The following is a 24,026-nucleotide window of genomic DNA, read 5'->3' on the forward strand; positions in this document are numbered from 1 at the left end:
CAAATTACAGTCACCTTTTTCTTCACTATGCGTATAATGATTTGTGCGAAACCATCGTGACAGAAATGTTTCGCTGACTGTCCCAACCTTTCGGGAAGCATCGGTAGACAAAAAGTCAAATTAATTTTAAACGCATGTAACGCACATGACAAGCAAAGCGTTCCCCGCAACCACATGAATAAAACTCGTCATGCGAGTTCCATCAGAACAATGGTTTAATTGAATTTTTTACTGATGAACAATTTAGAACGGCACATACAACAGATACAAAAACTTGCCCGGCGCAACCAGGCCCTCAACAGCCAGCTGAAAAACCTGACGAGCCAGTATTCGGCCATACAACAGCAAGCAGAAAAATATAACCAGTTATTAAGTCGCTTTTCTGAATGGGGCGTGGCCGAATGGCCGGAAAAACCTTCCAAAAAAAAGGTGGAGCACCTGAAAATGGTTTCGCTGCTGTATGTATCCATCTGCGGATTCGAAGCACTTACCCAAATGGACAATCAATCTCACCATATTGATATTTTGGACGAGATATACATATCCATCAACAAGATTGCTCAGGAATTCAACTTAACCAAGATCAAGAGTTTTGGCGACAACATGATTTATGCGGTAGGACTGTCCAATAAAAACCGCACCAATCCCATAGATATCACCATGGCTGCCATCCGCATGAATTTAGCCATTCAGAATATCTATAACCAGCAGCGATGTGAACCGGTGTGGAAAGTAAAAATGGGGATCCATACCGGCCCCATTCTTGCCACCGACAAGAGTCGGCGCTATTCTCCCTTTTCCATTTCAGGCGATAATATTAATGTGGTATGTCGACTGGGAGAAAGCTGTCCCCCTGCAAAAATCAACATGTCGGAAATGACTTGTGAGCTGGTAAAAGAATTTTTCCAGTTATCCTCTTTAGGAACAATACCGGTTAGATTCAAAGGTTCCCTGAAAATGTTTCTGGTCAACGGACTGAATGAGGAACTCCAAAAAGAAAATAATCCCTTTGAAGGCAATAAAACTTTTGCTGTACGCTACGGCCACATTCAATTTCTGGACATCCAGGAAAAAGTATTGGACCTGCTGGAGAAAAATCTACCTTCCAATCTATACTACCACGATGTTAAACACACCATTGATGTCATCACGGAAGTAGAATTAATCGGATGGGCCGAAGGACTCAGTGAGGAAGAGATCCTGACCCTAAAAACGGCAGCTTTGTTTCATGATGCAGGACATATGGTCGATTACCGCACACACGAGTATCAGGGCATATTATTAGCCCGTCAGATTTTGACCGATTATCAATATCCTCCAGAGCGGATAGAAACCATCTCCCGGTTAATTATGGCGACAAAATCACCGCCAACGCCAAAAGACAAATTGGAAGAAGTGATTTGTGATTCAGATCTCGATTATTTGGGACGAACCGATTTTATTCCTGTTTCCAACAACCTCTACCGAGAGCTTAAAGAACGCCAAATGGTGGGATCATGGAACGATTGGCTCCAATTGCAGCTCAACTTCATCCAACGACATCAATATTACACCCAAACAGCCCGAAACCTTAGGGAGGTAAATAAACAGCAACAAATTGAACGGATTCAGTCACTGATCAATAAAAACAAAGTCAGAATTAATTATTAATTTTTTTTACTTTTGACCACTTAAACCAAAGAATTAAAAAAATCCATTTATGAAAAGTTGTATCGCTTTTTTTGCCGCTTTGTTAGTTTTAACCGCATGCCAGCCAACCCAAAAAAAGCTTAACGCTTCCATCTCCGATCTGAAGGAACGAGTTGATGCTTATCAATCCGTCCGGCTCACTACCGATGTATCGAATTTGTCTCCAGCACAAAAAGAGATGCTGCCTATTCTTTTCGAAGTGGCGGATATCATGGACAACCTGTTCTGGCAACAAGCATGGGGAGACCAAGAAACCTTGCTGAAAAATACGGAAAGCGAAGAGTTAAAACGATATATTGAAATCAACTATGGTCCATGGGACCGTCTAAACAACAATGAACCCTTTATTGAAGGAATTGGCCCTAAGCCTGCCGGAGCACGTTTTTATCCGGAAGATATGACCAAAGAGGAATTTCAACAGCTGGCCAATCACAGTAAGCTGGGGCTCTACACGGTGATTGAGCGCAACAGCGAAGGAGCCTTGACCGTTGTCCCCTACAGCAAAAAATGGGAAAAAGAATTAACCAGAGCCTCTGAACTGCTCATAAAAGCCTCTGAACTGGCCGAAGACGAAGGCTTTAAAAGATATCTGAAAGAGCGGGCCAAAGCGTTTCTTTCCAACGACTACTATAAAAGTGACCTGGCCTGGATGGAGATGAAAGATAATCTCATTGATTTTGTGGTAGGTCCTATCGAAACCTATGAAGATGGTTTGATGGGTGCAAAGGCCGCCTTTGAATCTTACTTGCTGATCAAGGATACCCAATGGTCTTCACGTCTTAACCATTACTCAACGTTGTTACCCCAACTTCAGACAGCGCTACCGGTCGATCCCAAGTACAAGACGGAGATGCCGGGCAGCGATTCCGACTTAAATGTATATGATGTTATCTATTATGCCGGGGATTGCAATGCGGGCAGCAAAACCATCGCCATCAATCTTCCCAACGATCCGGATGTGCAGATGAAAAAAGGAAGCCGTAAGCTACAACTTAAAAACAGTATGCGCGCAAAATTTGACCATATCCTAATTCCCATCAGCGAGTTACTAATTGATCCCTCGCAACGGCAATACATTGATTTCAATGCTTTTTTTGAGAATACGATGTTCCACGAAGTAGCACACGGTCTGGGAATCAAAAATACCATCAACAACAAAGGCACGGTACGTGAAGCACTAAAAGAAACTGCTTCTGCCATTGAAGAAGGAAAAGCCGACATTTTAGGATTATACATTGTAACTCACTTAACCGAGATGGGTGAATTAAAAGATAAAGATCTGAGGACCAATTATGTCACCTTTATGGCCAGCATCTTCCGCTCTGTCCGTTTTGGTGCAGCCAGTGCTCATGGAAAAGCCAATATGATTCGCTTCAACTACTTTCTCGAAAAGGAAGCCTTTACCAGAAATCCTCAAGATGGCACTTATAAAGTGAATTTTGAAAAAATGCAGGAGGCGATGAAACAACTTTCTGAAGAGATTCTTGTTTTACAAGGTGAAGGAGATTATGAAAAAGCCCAACAGATGATAGAAAACTTAGGCGTCGTCACTCCCCAACTGAAGAAGGATCTGGATCGCATTAACCGGGCCAACATACCGGTAGATATTGTTTTTGAACAAGGTCCTGCCGTTATCGGTTTGTAAAGACTGAATTCATTATCCCATTCCAAACCTGTTGATCTTTGAAAAATCAAAGTCAACAGGTTTTTTATGAATTAAAAAAGCATTGAATTAAAAATCATATCAACGCAACCATATGAACGCAAAAAAATTGTTTGCCGGCAATCCGGTGACTGAATTATTTAACATCCAATACCCCATCATCCAGGGGGGCATGGTGTGGTGCAGTGGCTGGAAGCTGGCATCTGCCGTCAGCAACAACGGAGGTCTGGGCTTGCTGGGGGCCGGAAGCATGTATCCCGACGTCCTTCGTGAGCATATTCATAAAATGAAGCAGGCCACCACCAAACCGTGGGGGGTGAATGTTCCGCTTTTATATCCGGATATTGAAGATCTGATGAACATCATCGTTGAGGAAGGTGTAAAAATAGTATTCACCTCAGCCGGTAGTCCTGCCAAATGGACCCCATTCCTTAAGGAAAAAGGCATTACGGTAGCCCATGTGATTGCCAATTCTCGCCTGGCCAAAAAATGCGAAGATGCCGGGGTGGATGCCATCGTTGCCGAAGGCTTCGAGGCAGGCGGTCATGAAGGACGTGAAGAGACGACCACCTTGACGCTCATTCCGCTGGTACGTAAAGCTACCCGGCTACCGCTTCTGGCAGCCGGTGGCATCGGTAGTGGCCAACACATCCTGGCCGCCCAAGCATTGGGTGCCGATGGCGTTCAAATTGGTTCACTGTTTGCCCTTTCGCAGGAATCATCGGCTCATCAGGCATTTAAAGAATATGCTGTAAAGGCCAAGGAAGGCGACACCATGCTAACCCTCAAACAACTGGCACCTGTCAGACTGTTAAAAAACCATTTTTATCATTTGGTGGAAGAGGCTCAAAGACAGGGCGCTTCAGTAGATCAACTCAAAGAGTTACTGGGACGGGGACGTGCCAAGAAAGGGATGTTTGAAGGGGATCTGGAGGAAGGAGAACTGGAAATAGGCCAGGTGGCTGCCATGATCAAAGAAATTAAACCGGTAAACGAAATCATGAAACAGCTGCTGGAAGAGTACCGATCGGCCAGAGCCCTTTTTTAAGCAACGAAGTCATTTACATTACAATCCACGGCCTTTATGAATGGGCCATCCATGGATAAGAGACAACCTAATGATACAATTTGAAAAACATACACTGAAAAACGGACTGCGAGTCATCGTCCACAGCGATAAAACCACGCCCATGGTGGCTGTAAATGTTCTTTATGATGTGGGAGCCCGCGACGAAGATCCGAATCGCACGGGTTTTGCACACCTTTTTGAACATTTAATGTTCGGCGGCACCAAAAATATTCCGTCGTACGATGAGCCGGTACAACATGTAGGTGGCGAAAACAATGCCTGGACCAGTAACGACTTTACCAACTATTATGTAACTGTCCCCGCGGTAAATATTGAGACAGCCTTCTGGCTGGAAGCGGACCGCATGACAGAGCTCAACTTTTCCGAAAGCAGTCTGGAAGTCCAACGAAAGGTCGTCATCGAAGAGTTCAAACAACGTTACCTGAATCAACCCTATGGCGATATACCGCTGCTTATTCGCGATCTGGCGTATAAGGTACATCCCTACCGCTGGCCCACCATAGGAAAAGATATTTCACACATCGAAAACGCCACCATCGAGGAAGTCAAAGCATTTTTCTATAACCATTATGCACCGAACAATGCCGTCTTGTCGGTGGCCGGGAACGTTGATGCGGAAGAAGTATTCCGTTTGGCCGAAAAATGGTTCGGCCCTGTACCTCAAAGAGACATTCCGGCAAGGTCTTTACCACAGGAGCCCCCACAGACTGAGCCCCGTTTTCTGGAAGTAAAACGGTCCGTCCCTGCCCCATTCATTCAGATGGTTTTTCACAACGGTCGGCGAACCGATTCAGATTTCTATGCCGACGATCTCTTGTCGGACATATTGTCAAACGGCCCATCTTCCCGGCTTTTCCAAACACTCATTAAAGAGCAGCAGCACTTTTCTGATGTTAACGCTTATATCGGCGGCGATCGTGATCCGGGACTGTTCACAATAACAGGGCGGCTCATGCCCGGGGTCAAAATGAAAACAGCGGAACACAGCATTCGAGCGGTCTTGGATAAGCTGATACAAACCCCGCCATCGGATTATGAATTGCAAAAAGTTAAGAATAAAGTAATTTCTAATCTTGTTTTTGAAGAGATCCACTATCTTAATAAGGCCGTAAATCTGGCCCAATATGAATTATTGGGGATGGTGGATGAGATCAATCAGGAACCGGAGAAATACGGTGCAGTCACCCCTCCGGATATCCAAGAGGCTGCAGCAAACATTTTCCGATCGGAAAATTGCTCAACACTGTACTATCAGCCTCTTTAACACAGCCTCTTCCAGCCCAAATAAAATTTCATTAATCAGAAGCATTATGTCAACAACCAATCATACGCCGCCACAGTTCAAAACCATTGAAAAGATAGATTTTTTGCCGGTGGAACTATTTCATCTTGACAACGGGGTTCCCGTATCGGTAATTCGGGCGGGCAGTCAAGAGGTTACCAAGATCGACATTGAGTATCCGGCCGGTGCGGTTCAAGCAGGCATCCCATTACTGGCATCAGCCACTGCTAATCTTATGCAGGAAGGGACCGGCAGTAAATCTTCACGGGAGATCTCCGAAATCATTGACTTCCATGGCGCCTATTTTAACACGCAAACCTATCATCACCACACGGTGGTTACCCTTCTTTGTCTGACAAGCCACCTTCCCCGGATGCTGGAATTAATTCATGAAATCATTTCATTTGCTTCTTTTCCTCAAAAAGAATTTGATATCTATCTTCAAAAACGGTATGAAGAGTTTCTGCTGGAAGGCGAAAAAGTAAAAACTCTGGCCGCCCGGCTTTTCGGCGAAACCATTTTTGGTGCTGAACATCCGTACGGACGACCATTACGCAAAGAACATTTCGACCAAATAACCAACCAACAGATCCAAACATTTCACAACCAACATTACAGGTCAGAGTTGGCCAGAATATATGTAGCCGGACAACCCGGCACCGAGATTGACCGTCTGCTTAACCACCACTTTGGACAAACAACCGGTGCCGGGCCCGAAAAAGATACCCGGATAGCACCTCCCACCCCCTCTGCCAACAAAAAAATAATACTCAAAAAAGATGGCGCGATGCAGTCTGCCATACGAATCGGCCGGCCCCTGTTCAACCAACATCACCCCGATTTTATCCCATTGCAGGTACTAAATACAGCACTGGGCGGTTACTTCGGTTCGCGCTTGATGTCAACAGTGAGAGAGGAAAAAGGTCTGACCTATGGAATCGGATCCTATATCATGCCGCTTAAGCATGCGGGGGTATGGATTGTCAGCAGCGAGGTAGCGGGAGAAAAACGGGATGAAGCCATTGATGCCATTTTCGAAGAATTCCACAAGCTCCAAAACGAGTTATTACCTGAAAAAGAGTTGGAAATGGTGAGAAATTACATGATGGGCGAATTGCTTCGCAGTTTCGACGGTCCCTTTTCCACGGCAGACATCTACCGCACCTTAAGTGAATACAATCTGGATTTTGATTACTACCGTCAAATGATTCGATATTTACGTCATGTTTCCCCTGTCAACATCCGTGATTTGGCAAGGCAATATCTTATCCCGGATGCGTTTTGGACCGTTGTGGCCGGCGTATAAATCCGGATAACGGCAGGCACTATTCAACCGAGAAAAAGGAATCGGTCGACTCAGCAATTGGAATAATTTGAATTATAACCATTTCTTCTTTTCAACCTTATTTATCCTACCCCGTAAAAGACCCGTGCAATAATTACGCAAATCCCATTTTATTCATTAATTTTAAACCGATCGGGAGATAGTCAATATGAGTGAAACGGTGAATAATTTAGAAGAGCAGGAAATAAAAAACTACTTTAACGAGCTTTTGAAAGTATGTCCCCGTTGTCGGACAGAAGAAGGCAAGAAGCTCGTCCAGAAAGCCTTTGATTTGGCGCACGAAGCCCATAAAGGCGTAAGAAGAAAGTCAGGCGAACTCTATATCTTCCATCCATTGTCTGTTGCCCGTATCGTGGCTGAAGAAATTGGACTCGGTGCCAAAGGGGTAGCTGCCGCATTACTCCATGATGTTGTGGAAGATAGTGAATATACACTGGAAGATATCGAAAGCATCTTTGGTGAAAAAGTAGCCGGCATTGTGGACGGACTCACCAAGTTGGAAGGGGTGGTAGATCAAACCCGATCCAAACAAGCCGAAAATTTCCGAAAACTTCTGCTCACAATGGTCGAAGACATTCGGGTGATTCTCATCAAGCTGGCCGACCGTCTTCACAATATGCGTACGCTCGACTCCATGCCTGAGCACAAAAGATTGAAAATAGCCGGTGAGACACTCTATCTTTACGCCCCCCTGGCTCATCGGCTTGGTCTCTACTCCATAAAATCGGAACTGGAAGATCTGGCTTTTAAATATGAACATCCGAAGATTTTCCAGGAGATATCCTCCAAACTGGCGGATTATCAAAGTAGGACAAAAAGTCTTATCACTCGTTTTTCCCTTCCCATCATCGAACGGTTGTCCAATGAGGGCTACGAATTTGACATAAAGGGACGTCCCAAGGCGATTTACTCCATTTGGCAAAAAATGCAAAAGAAACAAATCCCTTTTGAAGAGGTCTACGACCTGCTGGCCATACGGATTGTTTTCAAGCCCAAACCAAATATACCGGAAAAGGCGCAATGCTGGACCATCTATTCGCTGGTTACCGACATCTACAAACCCAAGCCCGATCGATTGCGCGATTGGGTAAGCACCCCTAAAGCCAACGGATATGAAGCACTGCATGCCACCGTCATGGGACCTGAAGGGAAATGGATAGAAATCCAGATCCGTACCGAACGGATGGATGAGATTGCTGAAAAAGGATTTGCCGCCCACTGGAAATACAAAGGTGCCAGCGACAAAGAATCGGAATTGGATAACTGGCTTCAGAGGATCAGAGAAGTACTGAACAATCCGGAATCGGATTCTTTGGAATTCCTGGACGATTTCAAACTGAACCTTTTCAGCCAGGAGATTATGATCTTTACACCCAAAGGGGATGTTAAGGTTATGCCCAAAGGAGCAACCGCTCTCGACCTCGCTTTTGAAATCCATACCGACCTGGGATACAAATGTATTGGCGCAAAAGTAAACTATAAACTGGTCCCCCTCAGTCATGAATTGAAAAGTGGTGATCAGGTAGAGATCCTTACCTCAGAAAAACAAATCCCCAGGTATGAATGGATCAATTTTGTTACCACTGCCAAGGCAAAAACAAGGATTAAAGATGCGTTTAAAAAGGAACGCAAGGCGATCATCCGCAAGGGAGAGAAGAGACTGGAAGAGGCGCTTAACCAAAAGAAACTCACCACCAACGCCAAGATCCTGAAAAAACTCTTAAAGTACTACAATCTGACCACCAAAGAAGAGCTCTATTTCCGAATAGGGAAAGGAACCATTGATCTGAAAAACCTGAACAAAATATTAAGTGACAAAACAGCCAACAAATGGGTCCGCTATTGGCGGCTTTCATTTGGGAAAAACAAAGACTTTATCCCGACAGGCAAAAAGAAAGCAACCAAAGAAAGCAACCCCAAGACCCAAATGGTGGTTTCTGATGATATGGATACGGAGGATTACGTTATTGCACCTTGTTGCAATCCTATTCCCGGCGATGATGTGGTGGGTTACCTCGACGAACATGACAAACTGATTCTTCACAGCCGAAAATGCCCCATCGCCATACGTCTCATGTCGAGTCAGGGCAACCGAATCGTCTCGGCCGAATGGGAGTCTCACAAGATACTTTCCTTTCTGGCCATCATTAATCTTTCCGGCATCGATCAAATCGGAATTGTCAGCAAAATCACCAAAGTCATCTCTGAAGACCAAACCGTGAACATGCGGTCCATTCATGTAGAAAGCCATGATGGTATTTTTGAAGGCACCATCTATCTCTACATCCACAATACGGAGGACTTAAACAACCTCATCTTCAACCTTATGAAAATCAAAGGCATTCACAACGTCACCCGTCAGGAACGAATTCACACCAACTGGTAAAGGCCTACTAGAGATATGCCGTCTTCCCGCATCGAGGTCAATCTTCCGCCTCCGTGCAACTGCCTGTCTCTTAATTTGGTTTTATTCTAAATAAAATTTTTATCTTTGCCTGTAAAGGTTCAATTTGTATTATTTTTATCGAATCAGGTTATGAACAAACCTTCCAACAAAGAAACGGTCAGGCAAATTTTTACGGAGTATCTGAAGAAAAACGGACATCGTAAAACCCCTGAAAGATATGCCATATTGGATGAAATCTATTCGCACGACGGCCATTTCGATATAGAGTCGCTCTATATTTCTATGAAAAATAAGAATTACCGGGTTAGTCGCGCAACGCTTTATAACACCATTGACTTGCTGCTCAATTGCAAACTGGTCATTAAACATCAGTTTGGGAAAAACATTGCCCAGTTTGAAAAAGCTTTTGAATCCAAACAACATGATCATTTGATCTGTACCAATTGTGGCAAAGTAATGGAGTTTTGTGATCCAAGCATCCAAATTGTGCTCAACAACGCATCTAAAAATCTGGAATTCACCGTCGTTCAGCATTCTCTCTATGTTTACGGTCTGTGCAAGGAGTGTCAGGAAAAAATAAACCAATCAAAAACCGACATCCCATCCCAACCGAAATAATTGAATCGGATCATTTCTGGATTCGCTGATAGTCGTAATCGTTGGCAGGTTAAGAAACAGGAATGGGCCACTACCCGCTTGCGCCCCATTCATTCCAATGATCCTGTTCTATTAGTTGCCAGGCAGTAGCACCAACCTATTGAGCCCCTTACCGCCAAAACATGGACGCTAAAAATTTTCAATTAATTCAAGCAAATTCAGGTTTTACGGTTTTATTTAATTAATTTTACACATCGGAAAGTCGACCATAGCAGTTGGCCTTCCGATTTTTATTGTGCCTAATTCTGACCAAACACATTCCAAAAATAAAAATCAAACGATATACAGATGAAGGTTGATGTTCTTTTAGGATTACAATGGGGCGATGAAGGGAAAGGAAAGGTGGTAGATGTATTGACCCCCAAATATGATGTGGTTACCCGCTTTCAGGGAGGCCCCAATGCCGGTCACACACTTGAATTCGAAGGTAAAAAATTTGTTCTTCATAACATTCCGTCGGGGATATTTCAAGGGAACAAAGTCAATATCATCGGCAACGGAGTTGTGCTGGATCCCATCATTTTTAAGCAAGAAACCGACGAACTGAAAAAACAAGGCATTGATTTAACGGAAAAACTTTTCATTTCCAAAAAGGCCCATCTAATTCTGCCGACTCATCGAATATTGGATGCTGCTTCGGAAGCTGCCAAAGGCAAAACCAAAATCGGGTCCACCCTCAAAGGCATTGGGCCTACCTATATGGACAAAACAGGCCGTAACGGCATAAGAGTAGGCGATATTCTCAACGACTTTGATAAAAAATATGCCGCCCTCAGGGAAAAGCATTTGCAACTCATCGAGATGTATGGGTTCGAATACAACCTGGAGGAATATGAAGAAGGCTTGAAAGAAGGCATTGAAACGCTGAAGCAGTTTACCCTTATCGACAGCGAACTTGAACTGAACCGATATCTGAAAAACGGCCAGTCCATTCTTGCGGAAGGTGCCCAAGGTACACTTTTGGATATCGACTTTGGCTCCTATCCTTTTGTGACATCATCCAACACGGTCTGTGCGGGAGCATGTATCGGCATGGGCGTTCCACCCCGAAGCATCGGCGAAGTCTATGGTATCTTCAAAGCCTATTGCACTCGCGTAGGGGCCGGCCCCTTCCCCACCGAACTCTTTGACGAAGACGGTGAACGGATGCGTAAAAACGGCAACGAATTTGGAAGTACCACCGGAAGACCCCGCCGCTGCGGATGGCTCGACCTGGTGGCCCTAAAATACAGCGTGATGATCAATGGGGTGTCGCGTCTCATCATGATGAAAAGCGATGTCCTAAGCTGTTTTGATACCATAAAAATTGCCACCGCCTATAAAATTGGCAACGACGTTGTGGAAGAGTTCCCCTTTGAATTGCCCGAAGGACTGGAACCCGTATACAAAGAAATGCCCGGGTGGAATTGCGACCTCACAGCCATTAAATCGGAAGATGATTTCCCGGCCGAATTAAAAAATTACATCCGGTTCATCGAAGAAGAGACAGGTGTACCCATTACCATTGTTTCGGTTGGCCCGGACAGGGAACAGACCATTCAGATCGAAAAATAATGGAGGGTTTTAACCCGCCCTCCCCGGCAAAAATTTAGTAGAGACGGGTTTCGATCCGTCTCTATGCTATATATCCGGATTCAACCCATCTGGATCAACAAAGCCCAGTTTTAACCCAAACCATGGAATAGACCGATGAAAGTTCTGGTTTTTTACACAAAGAAATTTGCCTACAAAACGGCCGAACAAAACCTCAGCGACGAAGATCTGAAGTTATTTTATCCTGACAAACAAGAAATAATACATCAGGGAGAACACACCAACTGTATCACCGCATTTGTTCAGGTGGAAGCAGAAGATGAGGAGAAAGGACTGAAAAGCCGCGAAAAAAAACTGGCCAACCATCTGAAGTGGGTGGCACGAAAAAACAACACCCAATCCATCCTGCTTCATTCCTTTGCACATTTATCTGCATCAAAGGCATCCCTGAAATTTACCGCCGATCTTTTAAAAGCTACCTGTGACCGATTACAAAACGGCAACTATGCGGCCGCCATTACCCCATTCGGTTTTTTTCTGGACCTGAATATGGAGGCACCGGGATTTTCCATGGCAAGGGTATGGGGAGAATTGTAACAGATTATCGTTTGGGCCACCAACCATCAACAGAAAAATGACACCAACTCAAAAGCATACCACTTAAGTCAGAAAACAGAAAAAACAAAAACCATGAAGCCAACATTGCTGATACTTGCCGCCGGAATGGGAAGCCGCTACGGAGGATTGAAACAAATGGACGAACTGGGTCCTAAAGGGGAATCGATCATCGATTACTCGGTATATGATGCCATCCGTGCAGGATTCGGAAAGGTTGTTTTTGTGATCCGTTCATCCTTTGCCGAAGCATTCGAATCACGCTTCGAACCGCGGCTCAAAGGCAAAGTGGAAACCGAATATGTATTTCAGGAATTGGAAAACATTCCGGCCGAATTCACCGTTCCCGAAGGCCGTGAAAAACCCTGGGGAACCGGACATGCCATGCTTATGGCCAAGGATGTGATTCATGAGCCCTTTGCCATCATCAATGCCGACGACTTCTATGGCCGTGAAGCCTACGAAAGTGCGTTCCGCTTCATTCAACAACATCCGGACGCGAACCAATATGCCATGGTTGGATACCCGCTCAAAAACACTCTTTCCGACTACGGAACGGTATCCAGAGGCGTTTGTGAAACAGATAATGAGGGCTACCTAAAAGATATTACCGAACGGACAAAAATCGGAAAAGAGAACGGAGACATTTTCTTTTACGAAGGAGAAAACAAAACCAGACTTTCCGGTAATGAACCTGTCTCCATGAACTTCTGGGTCTTTAAACCTTCATTTTTTGATCACCTGCAGAACGGATTTAACAAGTTTATGTCAGAGAAAGGTCAGGAACTAAAATCGGAATATTACTTTAATACCTGTGCCGACCAAACGATTAAATCGGGACTGGCCACCACAAAAGTAATTACCACCAATGCTCAATGGTTTGGAATAACCTATAAAGAAGATAAACCCAAGGTTCAAAACAGCATTCAACAGTTAACCCAACAGGGGATCTATCCGGCTGACCTTTGGAGACCATAAACTGCTAACACATCATCTCCCCTTGCATAAGGGGTAAGCACTGATCGGATGCGCATCAAGGTTTAAAATGATGCGCATCTTTTTATCATTTCATGCGGAAGAAAAAAAAAATGATGCGCATCAAATTTTTTTTCTTCCGCATCATTTTTTTTTTGATGCGCATCAAATTTTTTTTGAACGGCATCATTTTTCCAATTCATAAGCATCAATATTGCCCCACATTGCCAGGGAATGAAAAAAGCCAACACCTGTTACTACAATATCCCAAAAACGCTTTTTACCTAAACACAACCATAAGAAAAGCATAAACCCCTCCTCTATGCCCCCCGTTCCCTCATTAATTATCTAACAATTAGAATTTAAAAGCCTAAAAACTACTGTCATATCATTGACTTTGTTATCCTTTAATCCTAACTTGGACCTTTAACTCATTAAATTATAAGGTCATGGGAAAGTATGCAATGAAAACAGCCAAGAACGGACAATTTATGTTCAATCTAAAAGCAGACAATGGTGAAATCATCTTAACAAGTGAAACTTACACTTCTAAAGCCGGTTGTGAAAACGGAATTAATTCGGTAAAAGAAAACTCTTCTGTTGATACACGATATGAACGAAAAGTTACCAATCAGCAAAAGCCTTACTTCGTTTTAAAAGCTTCCAACGGTCAAATTATCGGAAAAAGTGAATATTATTCTTCCAATAGTGCCATGGAAAATGGTATTCGTTCGGTCAAAAAAAACGGGCCAATTTCTTCGGTGGTGGAACTCAATTAAATCATCCATGGAGATTACAAATCAACACTTTAACAAACCGAATCACGGAACATTACTTTCCGTGATTTTTTTTTACGGACATCTCAGAGATAACCATTGAAACGAGCATACCAATTATTTACAAACAGAAGAAGATGGACAGAAAATAAACCGGACAGAAGGGGGTGATGTAAGACGATGAGAAAAATACCGGATATAAACGAATAAACGGTTTACCTACCATTTTTCGTAAAATATTTGTACAACACCTACCCTCAAACCGATATAAAACAACCCTTTTTCACCCAACAGAAAAGGCCCTGAATTCCTTCAGAGCCTTTGATTTTATTGACTTTCGGTGCGAGCCGATGGGCGGATTCGAACCGCCGACCTGTTGTTTACGAAACAACCGCTCTAACCAACTGAGCTACATCGGCAATCTTTCTTACCTCGGAAAATTGCGATGCAAATTTAATCTTTTTCCGGATATTTTCGAAGACAAAGTTAGATTTAAGCTTTTTAGATATTAGATGACCAGACATGCGCCGGATTGTTTGACATGAGAATACCATTCTTCCGATAACGTCAGCCCAAGGCCATCCTATTATCCGTGTAGGGGTTAGCAATGTCATATCTCAGACCTGGGCCCACATAGCATCCCTGTGTTACCATTACCTCCCACAGAACAGCATTTTGCACCAATCTGTCCTTTTTTTCATCCGTATAAAAATTGGTTAATCCATTGGTTGGATGGAACTCGCATAACCATTCGTTTATACCGGTTCTTGTTGTGCCCACCAAGGTTGGTCATGCTCGTTTCATTTATTCACATGCCTTTTTTAGGACCAGTCAGTTTTCTAACTTTTACCTTCAAGCTTCTGGAAATATTTACACCATTGTTTCAGTCCGCATTGATCACACTTGGGTTTACGAGCCAGACAGACATATCGGCCGTGCAGGATCAGCCAGTGGTGAGCAATAGGGATCAATTTCTCGGGCAAATAATTCACCAGCTGTTTTTCGGCCTCAAGAGGAGTTTTGGCATTATGGGTTAATCCCAGGCGTGCCGAGACGCGAAACACATGGGTATCGACCGCCATCGCAGGTTTCTGAAACACGACCGAAGCAATAACATTGGCAGTTTTTCGTCCCACTCCGGGGAGTTTCTGAAGCTCTTTGATGTCATCCGGAACCACCCCGTTAAATTCATCCCTCAGCATTTTGGCCATTCCCACCAGGTGCTTACTCTTGTTATTGGGATAGCTGCAGCTTTTGATCACGTCCAAGACTTCCTCGGGCGTTGCTTCTGCCATTTCAAGGTGCGATGGCCATTTTTCAAATACTTTTGGGGTGATCATGTTTACCCTTTTATCGGTGCACTGGGCCGATAAAATAACGGCCACCAGAAGCTCAAAAGGATTGGAATAGTGCAGTTCCGTTTCGGCAACAGGCATATTCTCCTGAAACCAGTCTGTTATTTTCTGAAATCTCTCTTTTCGGGTCATAAAAAATACTATATAAACATAAGCAGGCTCACAGCCATCACCGCCATACCGGCAATGAGGCCATAGACCGACAAGTGATGTTCTCCATACTCTCTGGCTGCCGGAAGCAGTTCGTCAATACTGATAAAGACCATAATGCCTGCCACTCCGGCAAAAAGAATTCCAAATACCAGTGGACTCATAAAAGGCATCAGAAGTAAATAGCCCAGAATAGCACCAACGGGTTCTGCCAGGCCGGAAAGAAAACTCAAAATAAAAGCTTTACGCTTGCTGCCGGTAGCATAATACACAGGTACCGAGACAGCGATTCCCTCAGGAATATTATGGATGGCAATGGCCACCGCAATTGCAATTCCAAGATGGGGGTCATTCATTGCCGCAGTAAAGGTGGCCAACCCTTCCGGAAAGTTGTGGATAGCAATGGCCAGTGCGGTGAAGCCTCCCATGCGCATTAGACGTTTGTCATTATGTCGTTTCCGCTCCTTCTCGGTCATATGTTCCACCAACTCCACCTCGTGAGGATTTTCAGCCTTGGGAATAAACCGGTCGATCAAAGCGATCAAGGCAATCCCTCCAAAAAATGAGAGAACCGTAATCCACGTTCCCGATTCAGTTCCCAGAAATCCGACAAGAGAATCCTGCGCTTTAGCAAAAATTTCCACGAACGAAACGTAAATCATTACCCCTGCCGAAAAACCCAAACTAACAGATAAGAAACGCGTATTGGTCCTTTTGGCGAAAAAAGCCATGCTGCTACCAATCCCGGTAGATAAACCGGCAAACAATGTCAGGCCAAAGGCCAAAAGAAAACTGTTTTCTTCCATATCATTATTCCCTTAAGATGTTGCGAGTCTTGATAATGCTCCGAAATAATTCACCTTGATTAACCTGTTCCTGCGACTTCTTATGTTCTATCCGTCAATATTTTGATTAATAACAACAGAGTCCGGAAAATAATTTGCAAACAAGAAAAGAATGAAGTAGTTCCGGGAACAGATAGAACAAAACTACAAAATTTAAAGAATAACCAAGAATTGACATATCACAATAAGACTATTGCACCATGGAAAAACAGATAAAATCCAACCATAGAAAAACGAAATAAACGGAAACCGATCCCCCACACCTCTAATACATCACTCATATTTATAAACCCTTACCTTGATAGTCTTCGTCTATAAGGCATAGAATTAATTGATTTGACTTTAGTTAGTATGAACCTTAAATTTGCTTTTGTAAGATTCAATCATTCAAAAAACCATAAAATAATTAATATGATGAACGAACAAGAACAAATGCAACAGGAATTTTATCCGATGCCTCGCATCGGTGATCAGGCACCCGATTTCTCGGCCATGACCACAAAAGGTCCGATAAAATTTTCGGAATTCGCCAAAGACAAATGGGTGGTATTATTTTCGCACCCTGCCGATTTCACCCCGGTATGTACCACTGAGATGAGCGGCTTTGCTTTGCGGAAAAAAGAATTCACCCAACTGAACGCGGAACTTCTGGGGTTAAGTATTGACAGTATTCACGCCCATTTGGGCTGGGTTGCCAACGTAAAAGAAAAGACCGGCGTTTATTTTGATTTTCCCATTATTGCCGACCTAGACATGAAGGTTTCCAAACTTTACGGAATGCTGCAGCCCAATGAATCGGAAACGGCTGCTGTCAGAGCTGTATTTTTCATTGATCCCGCCAAGAAGATTCGGCTGATCATGTATTATCCGTTGAATGTGGGCCGTAACATGGATGAAATCCTTCGAGTGCTCAAAGCGTTGCAAACTTCCGACAAATTCAAAGTGGCTTTGCCACTCGACTGGAAACCCGGTGAAAAAGTAATCCTGCCACCACCCAAAACCTTGGAAGAGATGGATGCCCGCAACAAAGAAACCGGAATCGAGCGAATCGATTTCTATTTATCTAAAAAAGAGCTCAAGGTTTAATCTCACATCATTAGACTTTCTTATCGATTAAGAGCAACCGGGACGGATTATTGAGTCCCGGTTTTTTTTTGTTGATTTCTTCTTCATACTTTTTATATTTGACCGTAAAAATGAGATACCACGTATGAATATGAATTACTAACATTCATATTATTACAAGAAATGTAATTAAACCCAAATCATAAAAATCACACATTATGAAACGAAACTTGTTTGCTGAACAGCCATTATTCAATTGGCGCCAGGCCATTGAACGCCCAACCGCCAAAATCGTAACGTTGCTCCTGTTGGTTTTGAGCACCACTCTATTTTCGGGATATTCCCAGACGACGATTTCGTTTCCGGCCCCCGACAAGGACGGCGGCATTCCACTGATGCAAGCACTCAACCAGCGTCAAAGCAGCAGAAACTTCAGCTCTCGGGATTTGTCGCATCAGCAACTCTCCAACCTATGTTGGGCGGCATGGGGTTTCAATCGTACCGGAGAAAAAAAACGCACAGCTCCCTCTTCCATGAATAAACAGGAGATGGAACTTTATGTGGTGATGAAAGAAGGAGCTTACCGCTATAATGCCCAAAAACACGAACTGGAACTAATCAAAAAAGGAGATTTGAGATCCTTTTGCGGGAAGCAGGATTTTGTTGCTGAAGCACCCGTCAATTTCATTTATGTGGCCAATATGAGGAAGGCAGGCGTTGAAAAGGCCGAAGCGATCACACCGGAACATTTAATGACATCGCATGCCAATGCCGGTTTCATCGCCCAAAACACCTATCTGGCTTGTGCCTCGGAAGGGCTGGTCTGTGTGGTTCGAGCCTGGATCGACAAACCGGCGCTGGAGAAGGCTTTGGGGCTTTCGCCGTTTCATAAAGTCATTTTGGGGCATACCATAGGATTTGAGAAATAGCCTACTGAACGACTAACCTCCTAAAAGTCAATTAAGCCGTCAAACGCTATTCAAGAAAAAAAACCGAGGTATTCAATTCCGTAAGGAACAATACTTCGGTTTTTCAATTTTTTATCTAAAGTCGATCACAAAATTTTACGGGTTAACCCTCAGCAATTATTCTTTAAAAGGGATTACAGCGGCAGGATCAATAACCCGGAAAGTGAAAGATTCGGTGAAATAAAGCTGAACGGTTTTACTGTTGTGGGATTCATAACCGATAGAGATGTCTTGTCCTATAGTCAGTTCAAAATCACCACCTCTCTCCGAAACCATGAAAGCACCGTCAATAAAGGGGGCTGCAATAACAGCACCACCCAGCAAAACCTCCACTCTTTTCCGCAAAGGATAACCTTTCCCTGAAGCATTAAATCGTTCCCACAACGCCATATTCAAGACTAAAGAATAGGGTCCCTGAATGGAAGCATTTTTAAATTTAGCCACAGCTTCCGAAATAGTTTTAATAAATGCCTCATCGTTCTCCGGCAATGCGATGGGGTCGAAATCAGCGGCCTGGCTAAGGCCTTTTATACCGGAAGGATTAAATCCGTTGTATATAGCGTTCTCTTCAAATCTTGCCAATTTTCGCGCTGCTTCCTCCAGATTATTCAAATCGATGCTTTTGGCACCTCTGGCCATATTATCCAATTCCCAGATGTTTAATTCAAAGGGAACCCTAGTTTCAACCAAGGGCAATACCTGATGCATTCCGTATTGCACTTCTTCTTTTTGATTTTCGGGCACGTGAAGGCGCCCCAATGAGACAGCCGAAAAATTGAGCCCTTTAGGGCCATCCACATCCACAAATTTTCGTGCAGACAAAACTGAAGTAAAAACTTCAACTGCCGTGCTGTTAATTTGGTCCCATGCTTTATCGCAAATGGGCGCCATTGATTTTCTTAAAATATCCATAATTACATTAGATCATTAAAGATTTAATTTTTAGCCGTACGATGATCGTAAAACATCGTTTTATGGCCCTGAATGATTAACCGCCACAAATCACAAGCCACTAACTCCTAATCAAAAAAGCCCGGAGGATGTATCGTAACCGACTATCCTATTTTTTAATTTTCCCAATTCCCAAAGAATTGGCGGAAGAGTTGGTCCCATCGCTTTCACCTTCTTCCAATTCGGTAATATCTCCTTCCGAAAAAAGATACGTTCGCAATTCCTCGTCCCATCCCGGCATGTTACGTCGTAACCACTCCAGGGTCATGCAGGCATGTTCAATTTCTTCATCACGGTTGTGCGCCATGATCTTCTTCAACGATTCATCCTCCGTAAGATCAACACGTTGATGATACCAGTCTACGGCTTCAATCTCTTCTTTCAGGCTGTTAAGCGCTCTGGAAAAATTACGAGCCTCAGCGGATAATTCTTCGGCAGGTTCATGATAATTTGACATAGTTCGTTCCTTTTATATTTTTAATTCGAAAACTTTTCACATCAATTATCCCAAAGATAGCTAAATTGAACAAAATCGAGAATTAATTGAGTCATTAATTATGATCAAATCAAAAACATTCTAGTTCTGAAATTTGTCTCCATTTCATCTTTAACCCGACCATCTTTTACCGCCCACTTAATAATTCACGAACATCTATTTAAATTGATTATAACCAGAAAAGACCATAAATTTCAAATATTTACTAAGATCAAAATATGATGTCCAAGAAAAAACTTACCACAGCATCCGGCCGCCCCTATTTTGAGAAGCAAGACAGCATGACGGTCGGTCCCAAAGGCCCTGTACTTCTTCAGGATTATTATCTTCATGAGCAGATGGCCCACTTTAACCGGGAACGAATTCCCGAAAGGGTTGTACATGCCAAAGGTTCTGGCGCATTTGGAACCTTTAGGGTAACTCACGATATAAGCCGCTATACCCGAGCCCAGTTATTCAGTAAGCCGGGTAATGAATGCCGGGTATTTGTTCGATTTTCGACGGTAGGCGGCGAGAAAGGAAGCGCAGACACAGAAAGAGATCCCCGTGGTTTCGCCGTTAAATTTTATACCGAGGAAGGCAACTGGGATTTGGTAGGTAACAATACGCCCGTTTTCTTCATAAAAGATCCCAAAAAATTTGCCGATTTCATACATACGCAGAAGCGGGATCCCAGGACCAATATGATCAGTCAGACCATGCGATGGGATTACTGGAGCTTAAACCCCGAAAGTTTGCATCAGGTTCTTATTCTCTTCAGCGACAGAGGGACACCCGATGGTTACCGAAAAATGAACGGCTACGGCAGTCACACCTTCTCAATGATCAACGCAAAGAATGAACGCGTATGGGTAAAATATCACTTTAAAACATTGCAGGGAAATCACACCCTTACCGCCCAACAGGCAGACGAATTGAAAGGAAAGGATCCGGATTACGCCCAAAGAGATTTACTGAATGCCATCGACAAGGGCGATTTCCCACAATGGGCTCTAAAAATACAGGTCATGACAGAAGAACAGGCCAAGCATTTCCGGTGGAATCCTTTTGACTTGACAAAGGTATGGCCGCATAGTGAATATCCACTGATAGATGTGGGTATCATGGAACTGAATGAAATACCTGCCAACTATTTTGCAGATGTAGAGCAGGCCGCATTTAATCCGTCCAACTTAGTTGACGGTTTGGATGTCTCGCCAGATAAAATGTTGCAGGGCCGATTATTGTCTTATCCCGATGCCCACCGCTATCGTCTGGGGGTCAATTACGAACAAATTCCGGTAAACCGACCGGTTTGCCCGGTACATAATTACCAGCGTGATGGTGCCATGACGGTAAACGGCAATCAGGGGAGCTCACCCAACTACCATCCCAACAGTTTTGACGATATTGAAGTCGATAAAAAGTATAAAATTCCATCGTTTAATCTGGATTCGACCATTGCCGACACCTACGACCGGAATGAAAACGATGACGATCATTACACACAGCCCGGTCTATTATTCAGGAAAGTCATGAACGACCAGGAAAGGAAAAATACAATTTCAAATATCGTTGATGCCATGCGACAAATAAATGGTCCAAAACGCGATGAAATCATAAAAAGACAATTGATTCACTTCGCCAAAGCAGATCTGGAATTGGCTACCGGAGTCGCCAAGGGATTGAATTTTAAATTCGAGGTTTAATCATTTCCTCTGCCATGCAGCTCAAAGATTCAATGACAGAGATTATTTCGGTCGTTTAATGCCTTCTTCTGTTTCCGGAAGTAGGACATCGACAATTCGCTATTGGCCCTCATAAGGTCAAGACAAAACAGGCCATTGCTCCATTAAAAGCAAAAGGCCTGTTTTGGTATATCCATAAATTTTTACATGGCCAACACCAATGAGCATCTAGGCAAAAGAATAAACTTCCAGCAATATTTTCAATTAACAGTCATGTGTATTTAAAAGTTAAACAATCTATTGAAAATAAATTCAGGCAAAAAAATCAAGTATCTTTGCATGTATTATAAGAGAGGCTGTTTAAATGATTAATCCTCAAATCGAAGCCAATGGAATTTATGATACTCAAAGATATTCTCATCATCTTCGCTCTCTCGACACTGGTCAATTACATCTTCACCAAGATCAAGGTTCCCACCATTGTAGGATATCTACTCACGGGGGTGTTGGCCGGCCCCCATCTTGGAGGCATCATCACCAATATTGAGAACATCGATGTATTGGCAGAAATAGGCATCGTATTGCTGTTGTTTACCATAGGCCTGGAGTTTTCATTAAAACATTTGATAAAAATCCGCAAACTTGTTTTTTGGGGTGGCTTTCTTCAGTTTTCATTAACCACAATTATTGTGCTTGGGGTTGCCCGAGTATATGAATTGGATCTGAAAGGTTCTTTATTCGTAGGCTTTCTTACAGCTTTAAGTAGTACGGCCGTCGTTCTAAAGATTCTTCAGGACCGCTCTGAAGTCACCTCCAATTATGGCCGCACAGTACTGGGGATTTTGATTTTTCAGGATCTGATTCTCGTTCCTTTGTTGCTTCTAATACCCATTATGGGAGGCAAAACGGAAAATGTAAGTGGAGAAATATTGCGCATGGGATTGAAATCTGTGGTTATTATCCTATTTGTCATTTTTGGCAATAAATGGTTTATAAACAGGATTCTTCATGCCATTGCCATGACTAAAAACCAGGAATTATTTCTAATGAGCATTCTTCTAATTTGCTTATCAGTTGCATTCTTAACGTCTGAAATGGGCATGTCGTTGGCCTTTGGGGCTTTTTTGGCAGGGTTAATGATCTCCGAGTCGGACTATAGCCACCATGCTTTTAGTCACATCATACCGTTTAAAGACACTTTTACCTCATTTTTCTTTGTATCCATTGGGATGCTTCTTGATTTACAATTTGTAATGGCAAATCTCCACATTGTCATCCTGACGGTATTGATGGTTATCATCATAAAAATCATCATAGCGAGCGGTACGGCCTTTATGCTTGGGCACACCATCCGCGGAGTCATTCTGGTAGGTTTGTCTTTGGCCCAGGTGGGTGAATTCTCCTTTATACTGGTAAAACTGGGACAGGATTACCACCTCATTTCCGATTACTATTACCAGTTGTTTCTGGCTGTAGCTGTCATTACCATGTCGGTATCCCCCTTTCTGATTATGGTTTCAAAACCGCTCTCCAATGCCGTCATGAAGCTGCCTCTTCCCAACAAAATAGTTGAAGGTATTTTCCCATTACGTCAAATTGAAGTTCCTGAACTAAAAAATCATTTGGTGCTAATAGGTAAAGATCCTCGGGTGTTAAGTATGCCGATTATGGCCAGACACGTAAAGATTCCTTATGTATCAATAGTTTTTGATCCAGCCATCGTCCGGGAGAGACAACAGAAAGGAGAGATCGTCATTTACGGAGATGCCCAGAACACGCCCATATTGGAAACAGCCCACATCCATACCGCCTCCGTAATTGTCATCTCAATAGGGGATGTAGTAACCGCCATGTCCGTGACCGAAAAAGTAAGGAGTCTCAACAAACACGCAGCCCTCATCGTCCGAACCCGGCAAATTGATGATGCGGAATATCTATACAAATTAGGAGCTACGACTGTTATTCCCGAAGAATTTGAAACAGCCATTGAAATGTTCGAACGGGTTCTCAATAAATTTCTGTTACCACACCGACAAATAGAAGCAACCATCGGAGAAATCCGAAAAAACAATTACGGACTGGTTCGGGACATAAAAAAACGGCCCCGAAAATCGATATTGAGTCACCTTCCCAACCTGGAAATCTCAGCCTTTAAAGTAGACGAAGGCTCACTTGTTGCAGGGCACACTCTCTCCCACCTGGCCTTTAGAAGCACCTTCGGCGTTACGGTTGTGGCCATTAAAAGAAATGACAACCTGATTGATCATCCGGGACCTGACACTGAGCTCATTAAAAATGATATTGTTTATGTCTTAGGCAGGCAGGACCAGATCGTCCATGCGGTCAATCTCTTCGAAAAGCAAAGAGGGGAAAAGGCAGCCCACAAGACCTGAGTCTTAGAGCGATTTTGTGGTATTGGGAAAAGTTGATGTTATCCCCCACTTCAACTCGTCAGACAAAAGCATCCTGTTGGTTCTACTCCATTCCCCTCTTTGTC

At 43.4% G+C, this 24,026-nt stretch carries 20 protein-coding genes and 1 tRNA gene; 15 read left to right on the forward strand and 6 right to left on the reverse strand.

What is annotated here, in order from left to right:
- Positions 1 to 234 precede the first annotated feature (234 nt).
- From ACT29H_RS00390 to ACT29H_RS00435, 10 genes are all read left to right on the forward strand, one after another.
- Positions 235 to 1,650, forward strand: a complete 1,416-nt coding sequence (locus tag ACT29H_RS00390) for an adenylate/guanylate cyclase domain-containing protein (RefSeq protein WP_444819608.1) — start codon at positions 235 to 237, stop codon at positions 1,648 to 1,650.
- Between the two features lie 49 nt (positions 1,651 to 1,699).
- The gene (locus ACT29H_RS00395) at positions 1,700 to 3,334 is read left to right on the forward strand and encodes a dipeptidyl-peptidase 3 family protein (RefSeq protein ID WP_444819609.1); all 1,635 of its coding nucleotides are present in this window, start codon (positions 1,700 to 1,702) and stop codon (positions 3,332 to 3,334) included.
- A 112-nt stretch (positions 3,335 to 3,446) separates the two neighbouring features.
- The gene (locus ACT29H_RS00400) at positions 3,447 to 4,400 is read left to right on the forward strand and encodes an NAD(P)H-dependent flavin oxidoreductase (RefSeq protein WP_444819610.1); all 954 of its coding nucleotides are present in this window, start codon (positions 3,447 to 3,449) and stop codon (positions 4,398 to 4,400) included.
- 70 nt (positions 4,401 to 4,470) lie between these two features.
- Positions 4,471 to 5,706: a M16 family metallopeptidase gene (locus ACT29H_RS00405; RefSeq protein ID WP_444819611.1), complete on the forward strand. Its 1,236-nt coding sequence runs from the start codon at positions 4,471 to 4,473 to the stop codon at positions 5,704 to 5,706.
- A gap of 46 nt (positions 5,707 to 5,752) precedes the next feature.
- Positions 5,753 to 7,030 (forward strand): M16 family metallopeptidase, encoded by a 1,278-nt coding sequence (locus ACT29H_RS00410; protein WP_444819612.1) that lies wholly within the window; start codon positions 5,753 to 5,755, stop codon positions 7,028 to 7,030.
- Between the two features lie 199 nt (positions 7,031 to 7,229).
- On the forward strand, positions 7,230 to 9,455 hold the full coding sequence (locus ACT29H_RS00415; protein WP_444819613.1) for a RelA/SpoT family protein: 2,226 nt from the start codon (positions 7,230 to 7,232) through the stop codon (positions 9,453 to 9,455).
- Positions 9,456 to 9,605: 150 nt separating this feature from the next.
- Entirely contained in the window at positions 9,606 to 10,094 is a 489-nt protein-coding gene (locus ACT29H_RS00420) for a Fur family transcriptional regulator (protein WP_444819614.1), read from the forward strand.
- A gap of 327 nt (positions 10,095 to 10,421) precedes the next feature.
- Complete coding sequence (locus ACT29H_RS00425; protein ID WP_444819615.1) at positions 10,422 to 11,687, forward strand: adenylosuccinate synthase; 1,266 nt, start codon at positions 10,422 to 10,424, stop codon at positions 11,685 to 11,687.
- A gap of 135 nt (positions 11,688 to 11,822) precedes the next feature.
- The gene (locus ACT29H_RS00430) at positions 11,823 to 12,263 is read left to right on the forward strand and encodes a threonyl-tRNA synthetase editing domain-containing protein (protein WP_444819616.1); all 441 of its coding nucleotides are present in this window, start codon (positions 11,823 to 11,825) and stop codon (positions 12,261 to 12,263) included.
- Positions 12,264 to 12,356: 93 nt separating this feature from the next.
- Positions 12,357 to 13,259 (forward strand): nucleotidyltransferase family protein, encoded by a 903-nt coding sequence (locus ACT29H_RS00435; RefSeq protein ID WP_444819617.1) that lies wholly within the window; start codon positions 12,357 to 12,359, stop codon positions 13,257 to 13,259.
- Between the two features lie 62 nt (positions 13,260 to 13,321).
- On the opposite strand, the gene ACT29H_RS00440 is transcribed toward ACT29H_RS00435, so the two are convergent.
- Positions 13,322 to 13,459, reverse strand: coding sequence for a hypothetical protein (locus tag ACT29H_RS00440; RefSeq protein ID WP_444819618.1), 138 nt, complete (start codon positions 13,457 to 13,459; stop codon positions 13,322 to 13,324).
- Between the two features lie 246 nt (positions 13,460 to 13,705).
- Between ACT29H_RS00440 and ACT29H_RS00445 the strand changes: the two genes are divergently transcribed.
- Positions 13,706 to 14,035 (forward strand): YegP family protein, encoded by a 330-nt coding sequence (locus ACT29H_RS00445; RefSeq protein WP_444819619.1) that lies wholly within the window; start codon positions 13,706 to 13,708, stop codon positions 14,033 to 14,035.
- A 342-nt stretch (positions 14,036 to 14,377) separates the two neighbouring features.
- On the opposite strand, the gene ACT29H_RS00450 is transcribed toward ACT29H_RS00445, so the two are convergent.
- The 3 genes from ACT29H_RS00450 to zupT form a co-directional block, all read right to left on the reverse strand.
- Positions 14,378 to 14,451 (reverse strand) — tRNA-Thr (locus tag ACT29H_RS00450).
- Between the two features lie 420 nt (positions 14,452 to 14,871).
- Positions 14,872 to 15,519: an endonuclease III gene (nth, locus tag ACT29H_RS00455; protein WP_444819620.1), complete on the reverse strand. Its 648-nt coding sequence runs from the start codon at positions 15,517 to 15,519 to the stop codon at positions 14,872 to 14,874.
- An 8-nt stretch (positions 15,520 to 15,527) separates the two neighbouring features.
- Positions 15,528 to 16,343, reverse strand: coding sequence for a zinc transporter ZupT (gene zupT / locus ACT29H_RS00460; protein ID WP_444819621.1), 816 nt, complete (start codon positions 16,341 to 16,343; stop codon positions 15,528 to 15,530).
- Between the two features lie 450 nt (positions 16,344 to 16,793).
- Here zupT and ACT29H_RS00465 point away from each other — a divergent pair, with 450 nt between their 5' ends.
- Both ACT29H_RS00465 and ACT29H_RS00470 read left to right on the forward strand, forming a co-directional pair.
- Complete coding sequence (locus ACT29H_RS00465) at positions 16,794 to 17,468, forward strand: peroxiredoxin (protein ID WP_444819622.1); 675 nt, start codon at positions 16,794 to 16,796, stop codon at positions 17,466 to 17,468.
- 197 nt (positions 17,469 to 17,665) lie between these two features.
- Positions 17,666 to 18,376: a SagB/ThcOx family dehydrogenase gene (locus ACT29H_RS00470; RefSeq protein ID WP_444819623.1), complete on the forward strand. Its 711-nt coding sequence runs from the start codon at positions 17,666 to 17,668 to the stop codon at positions 18,374 to 18,376.
- 156 nt (positions 18,377 to 18,532) lie between these two features.
- Here the strand turns inward: ACT29H_RS00470 and ACT29H_RS00475 are convergent, their stop codons facing one another.
- Entirely contained in the window at positions 18,533 to 19,327 is a 795-nt protein-coding gene (locus ACT29H_RS00475) for a family 1 encapsulin nanocompartment shell protein (RefSeq protein ID WP_444819624.1), read from the reverse strand.
- Between the two features lie 148 nt (positions 19,328 to 19,475).
- On the reverse strand, positions 19,476 to 19,823 hold the full coding sequence (locus ACT29H_RS00480) for an encapsulin-associated ferritin-like protein (RefSeq protein WP_444819625.1): 348 nt from the start codon (positions 19,821 to 19,823) through the stop codon (positions 19,476 to 19,478).
- A 257-nt stretch (positions 19,824 to 20,080) separates the two neighbouring features.
- Here ACT29H_RS00480 and ACT29H_RS00485 point away from each other — a divergent pair, with 257 nt between their 5' ends.
- Positions 20,081 to 21,550: a catalase gene (locus tag ACT29H_RS00485; RefSeq protein ID WP_444819626.1), complete on the forward strand. Its 1,470-nt coding sequence runs from the start codon at positions 20,081 to 20,083 to the stop codon at positions 21,548 to 21,550.
- A gap of 368 nt (positions 21,551 to 21,918) precedes the next feature.
- Complete coding sequence (locus tag ACT29H_RS00490) at positions 21,919 to 23,922, forward strand: cation:proton antiporter domain-containing protein (RefSeq protein WP_444819627.1); 2,004 nt, start codon at positions 21,919 to 21,921, stop codon at positions 23,920 to 23,922.
- The last annotated feature ends 104 nt before the right edge of the window (positions 23,923 to 24,026 follow it).

Source organism: Thermophagus sp. OGC60D27 (assembly GCF_052400625.1).
In the GTDB taxonomy this organism is placed as follows: Bacteria; Bacteroidota; Bacteroidia; order Bacteroidales; family Marinilabiliaceae; genus Thermophagus.

Coding starts and splice junctions, on each gene's coding strand:
- ACT29H_RS00390 (WP_444819608.1), top strand. CDS start 235: ATGAACAATTTAGAACGGCACATACAACAGATACAAAAACTTGCCCGG.
- ACT29H_RS00395 (WP_444819609.1), top strand. CDS start 1,700: ATGAAAAGTTGTATCGCTTTTTTTGCCGCTTTGTTAGTTTTAACCGCA.
- ACT29H_RS00400 (WP_444819610.1), top strand. CDS start 3,447: ATGAACGCAAAAAAATTGTTTGCCGGCAATCCGGTGACTGAATTATTT.
- ACT29H_RS00405 (WP_444819611.1), top strand. CDS start 4,471: ATGATACAATTTGAAAAACATACACTGAAAAACGGACTGCGAGTCATC.
- ACT29H_RS00410 (WP_444819612.1), top strand. CDS start 5,753: ATGTCAACAACCAATCATACGCCGCCACAGTTCAAAACCATTGAAAAG.
- ACT29H_RS00420 (WP_444819614.1), top strand. CDS start 9,606: ATGAACAAACCTTCCAACAAAGAAACGGTCAGGCAAATTTTTACGGAG.
- ACT29H_RS00425 (WP_444819615.1), top strand. CDS start 10,422: ATGAAGGTTGATGTTCTTTTAGGATTACAATGGGGCGATGAAGGGAAA.
- ACT29H_RS00430 (WP_444819616.1), top strand. CDS start 11,823: ATGAAAGTTCTGGTTTTTTACACAAAGAAATTTGCCTACAAAACGGCC.
- ACT29H_RS00435 (WP_444819617.1), top strand. CDS start 12,357: ATGAAGCCAACATTGCTGATACTTGCCGCCGGAATGGGAAGCCGCTAC.
- ACT29H_RS00440 (WP_444819618.1), bottom strand. CDS start 13,459: ATGAATTGGAAAAATGATGCCGTTCAAAAAAAATTTGATGCGCATCAA.
- ACT29H_RS00445 (WP_444819619.1), top strand. CDS start 13,706: ATGGGAAAGTATGCAATGAAAACAGCCAAGAACGGACAATTTATGTTC.
- nth (WP_444819620.1), bottom strand. CDS start 15,519: ATGACCCGAAAAGAGAGATTTCAGAAAATAACAGACTGGTTTCAGGAG.
- zupT (WP_444819621.1), bottom strand. CDS start 16,343: ATGGAAGAAAACAGTTTTCTTTTGGCCTTTGGCCTGACATTGTTTGCC.
- ACT29H_RS00465 (WP_444819622.1), top strand. CDS start 16,794: ATGATGAACGAACAAGAACAAATGCAACAGGAATTTTATCCGATGCCT.
- ACT29H_RS00470 (WP_444819623.1), top strand. CDS start 17,666: ATGAAACGAAACTTGTTTGCTGAACAGCCATTATTCAATTGGCGCCAG.
- ACT29H_RS00475 (WP_444819624.1), bottom strand. CDS start 19,327: ATGGATATTTTAAGAAAATCAATGGCGCCCATTTGCGATAAAGCATGG.
- ACT29H_RS00480 (WP_444819625.1), bottom strand. CDS start 19,823: ATGTCAAATTATCATGAACCTGCCGAAGAATTATCCGCTGAGGCTCGT.
- ACT29H_RS00485 (WP_444819626.1), top strand. CDS start 20,081: ATGATGTCCAAGAAAAAACTTACCACAGCATCCGGCCGCCCCTATTTT.
- ACT29H_RS00490 (WP_444819627.1), top strand. CDS start 21,919: ATGGAATTTATGATACTCAAAGATATTCTCATCATCTTCGCTCTCTCG.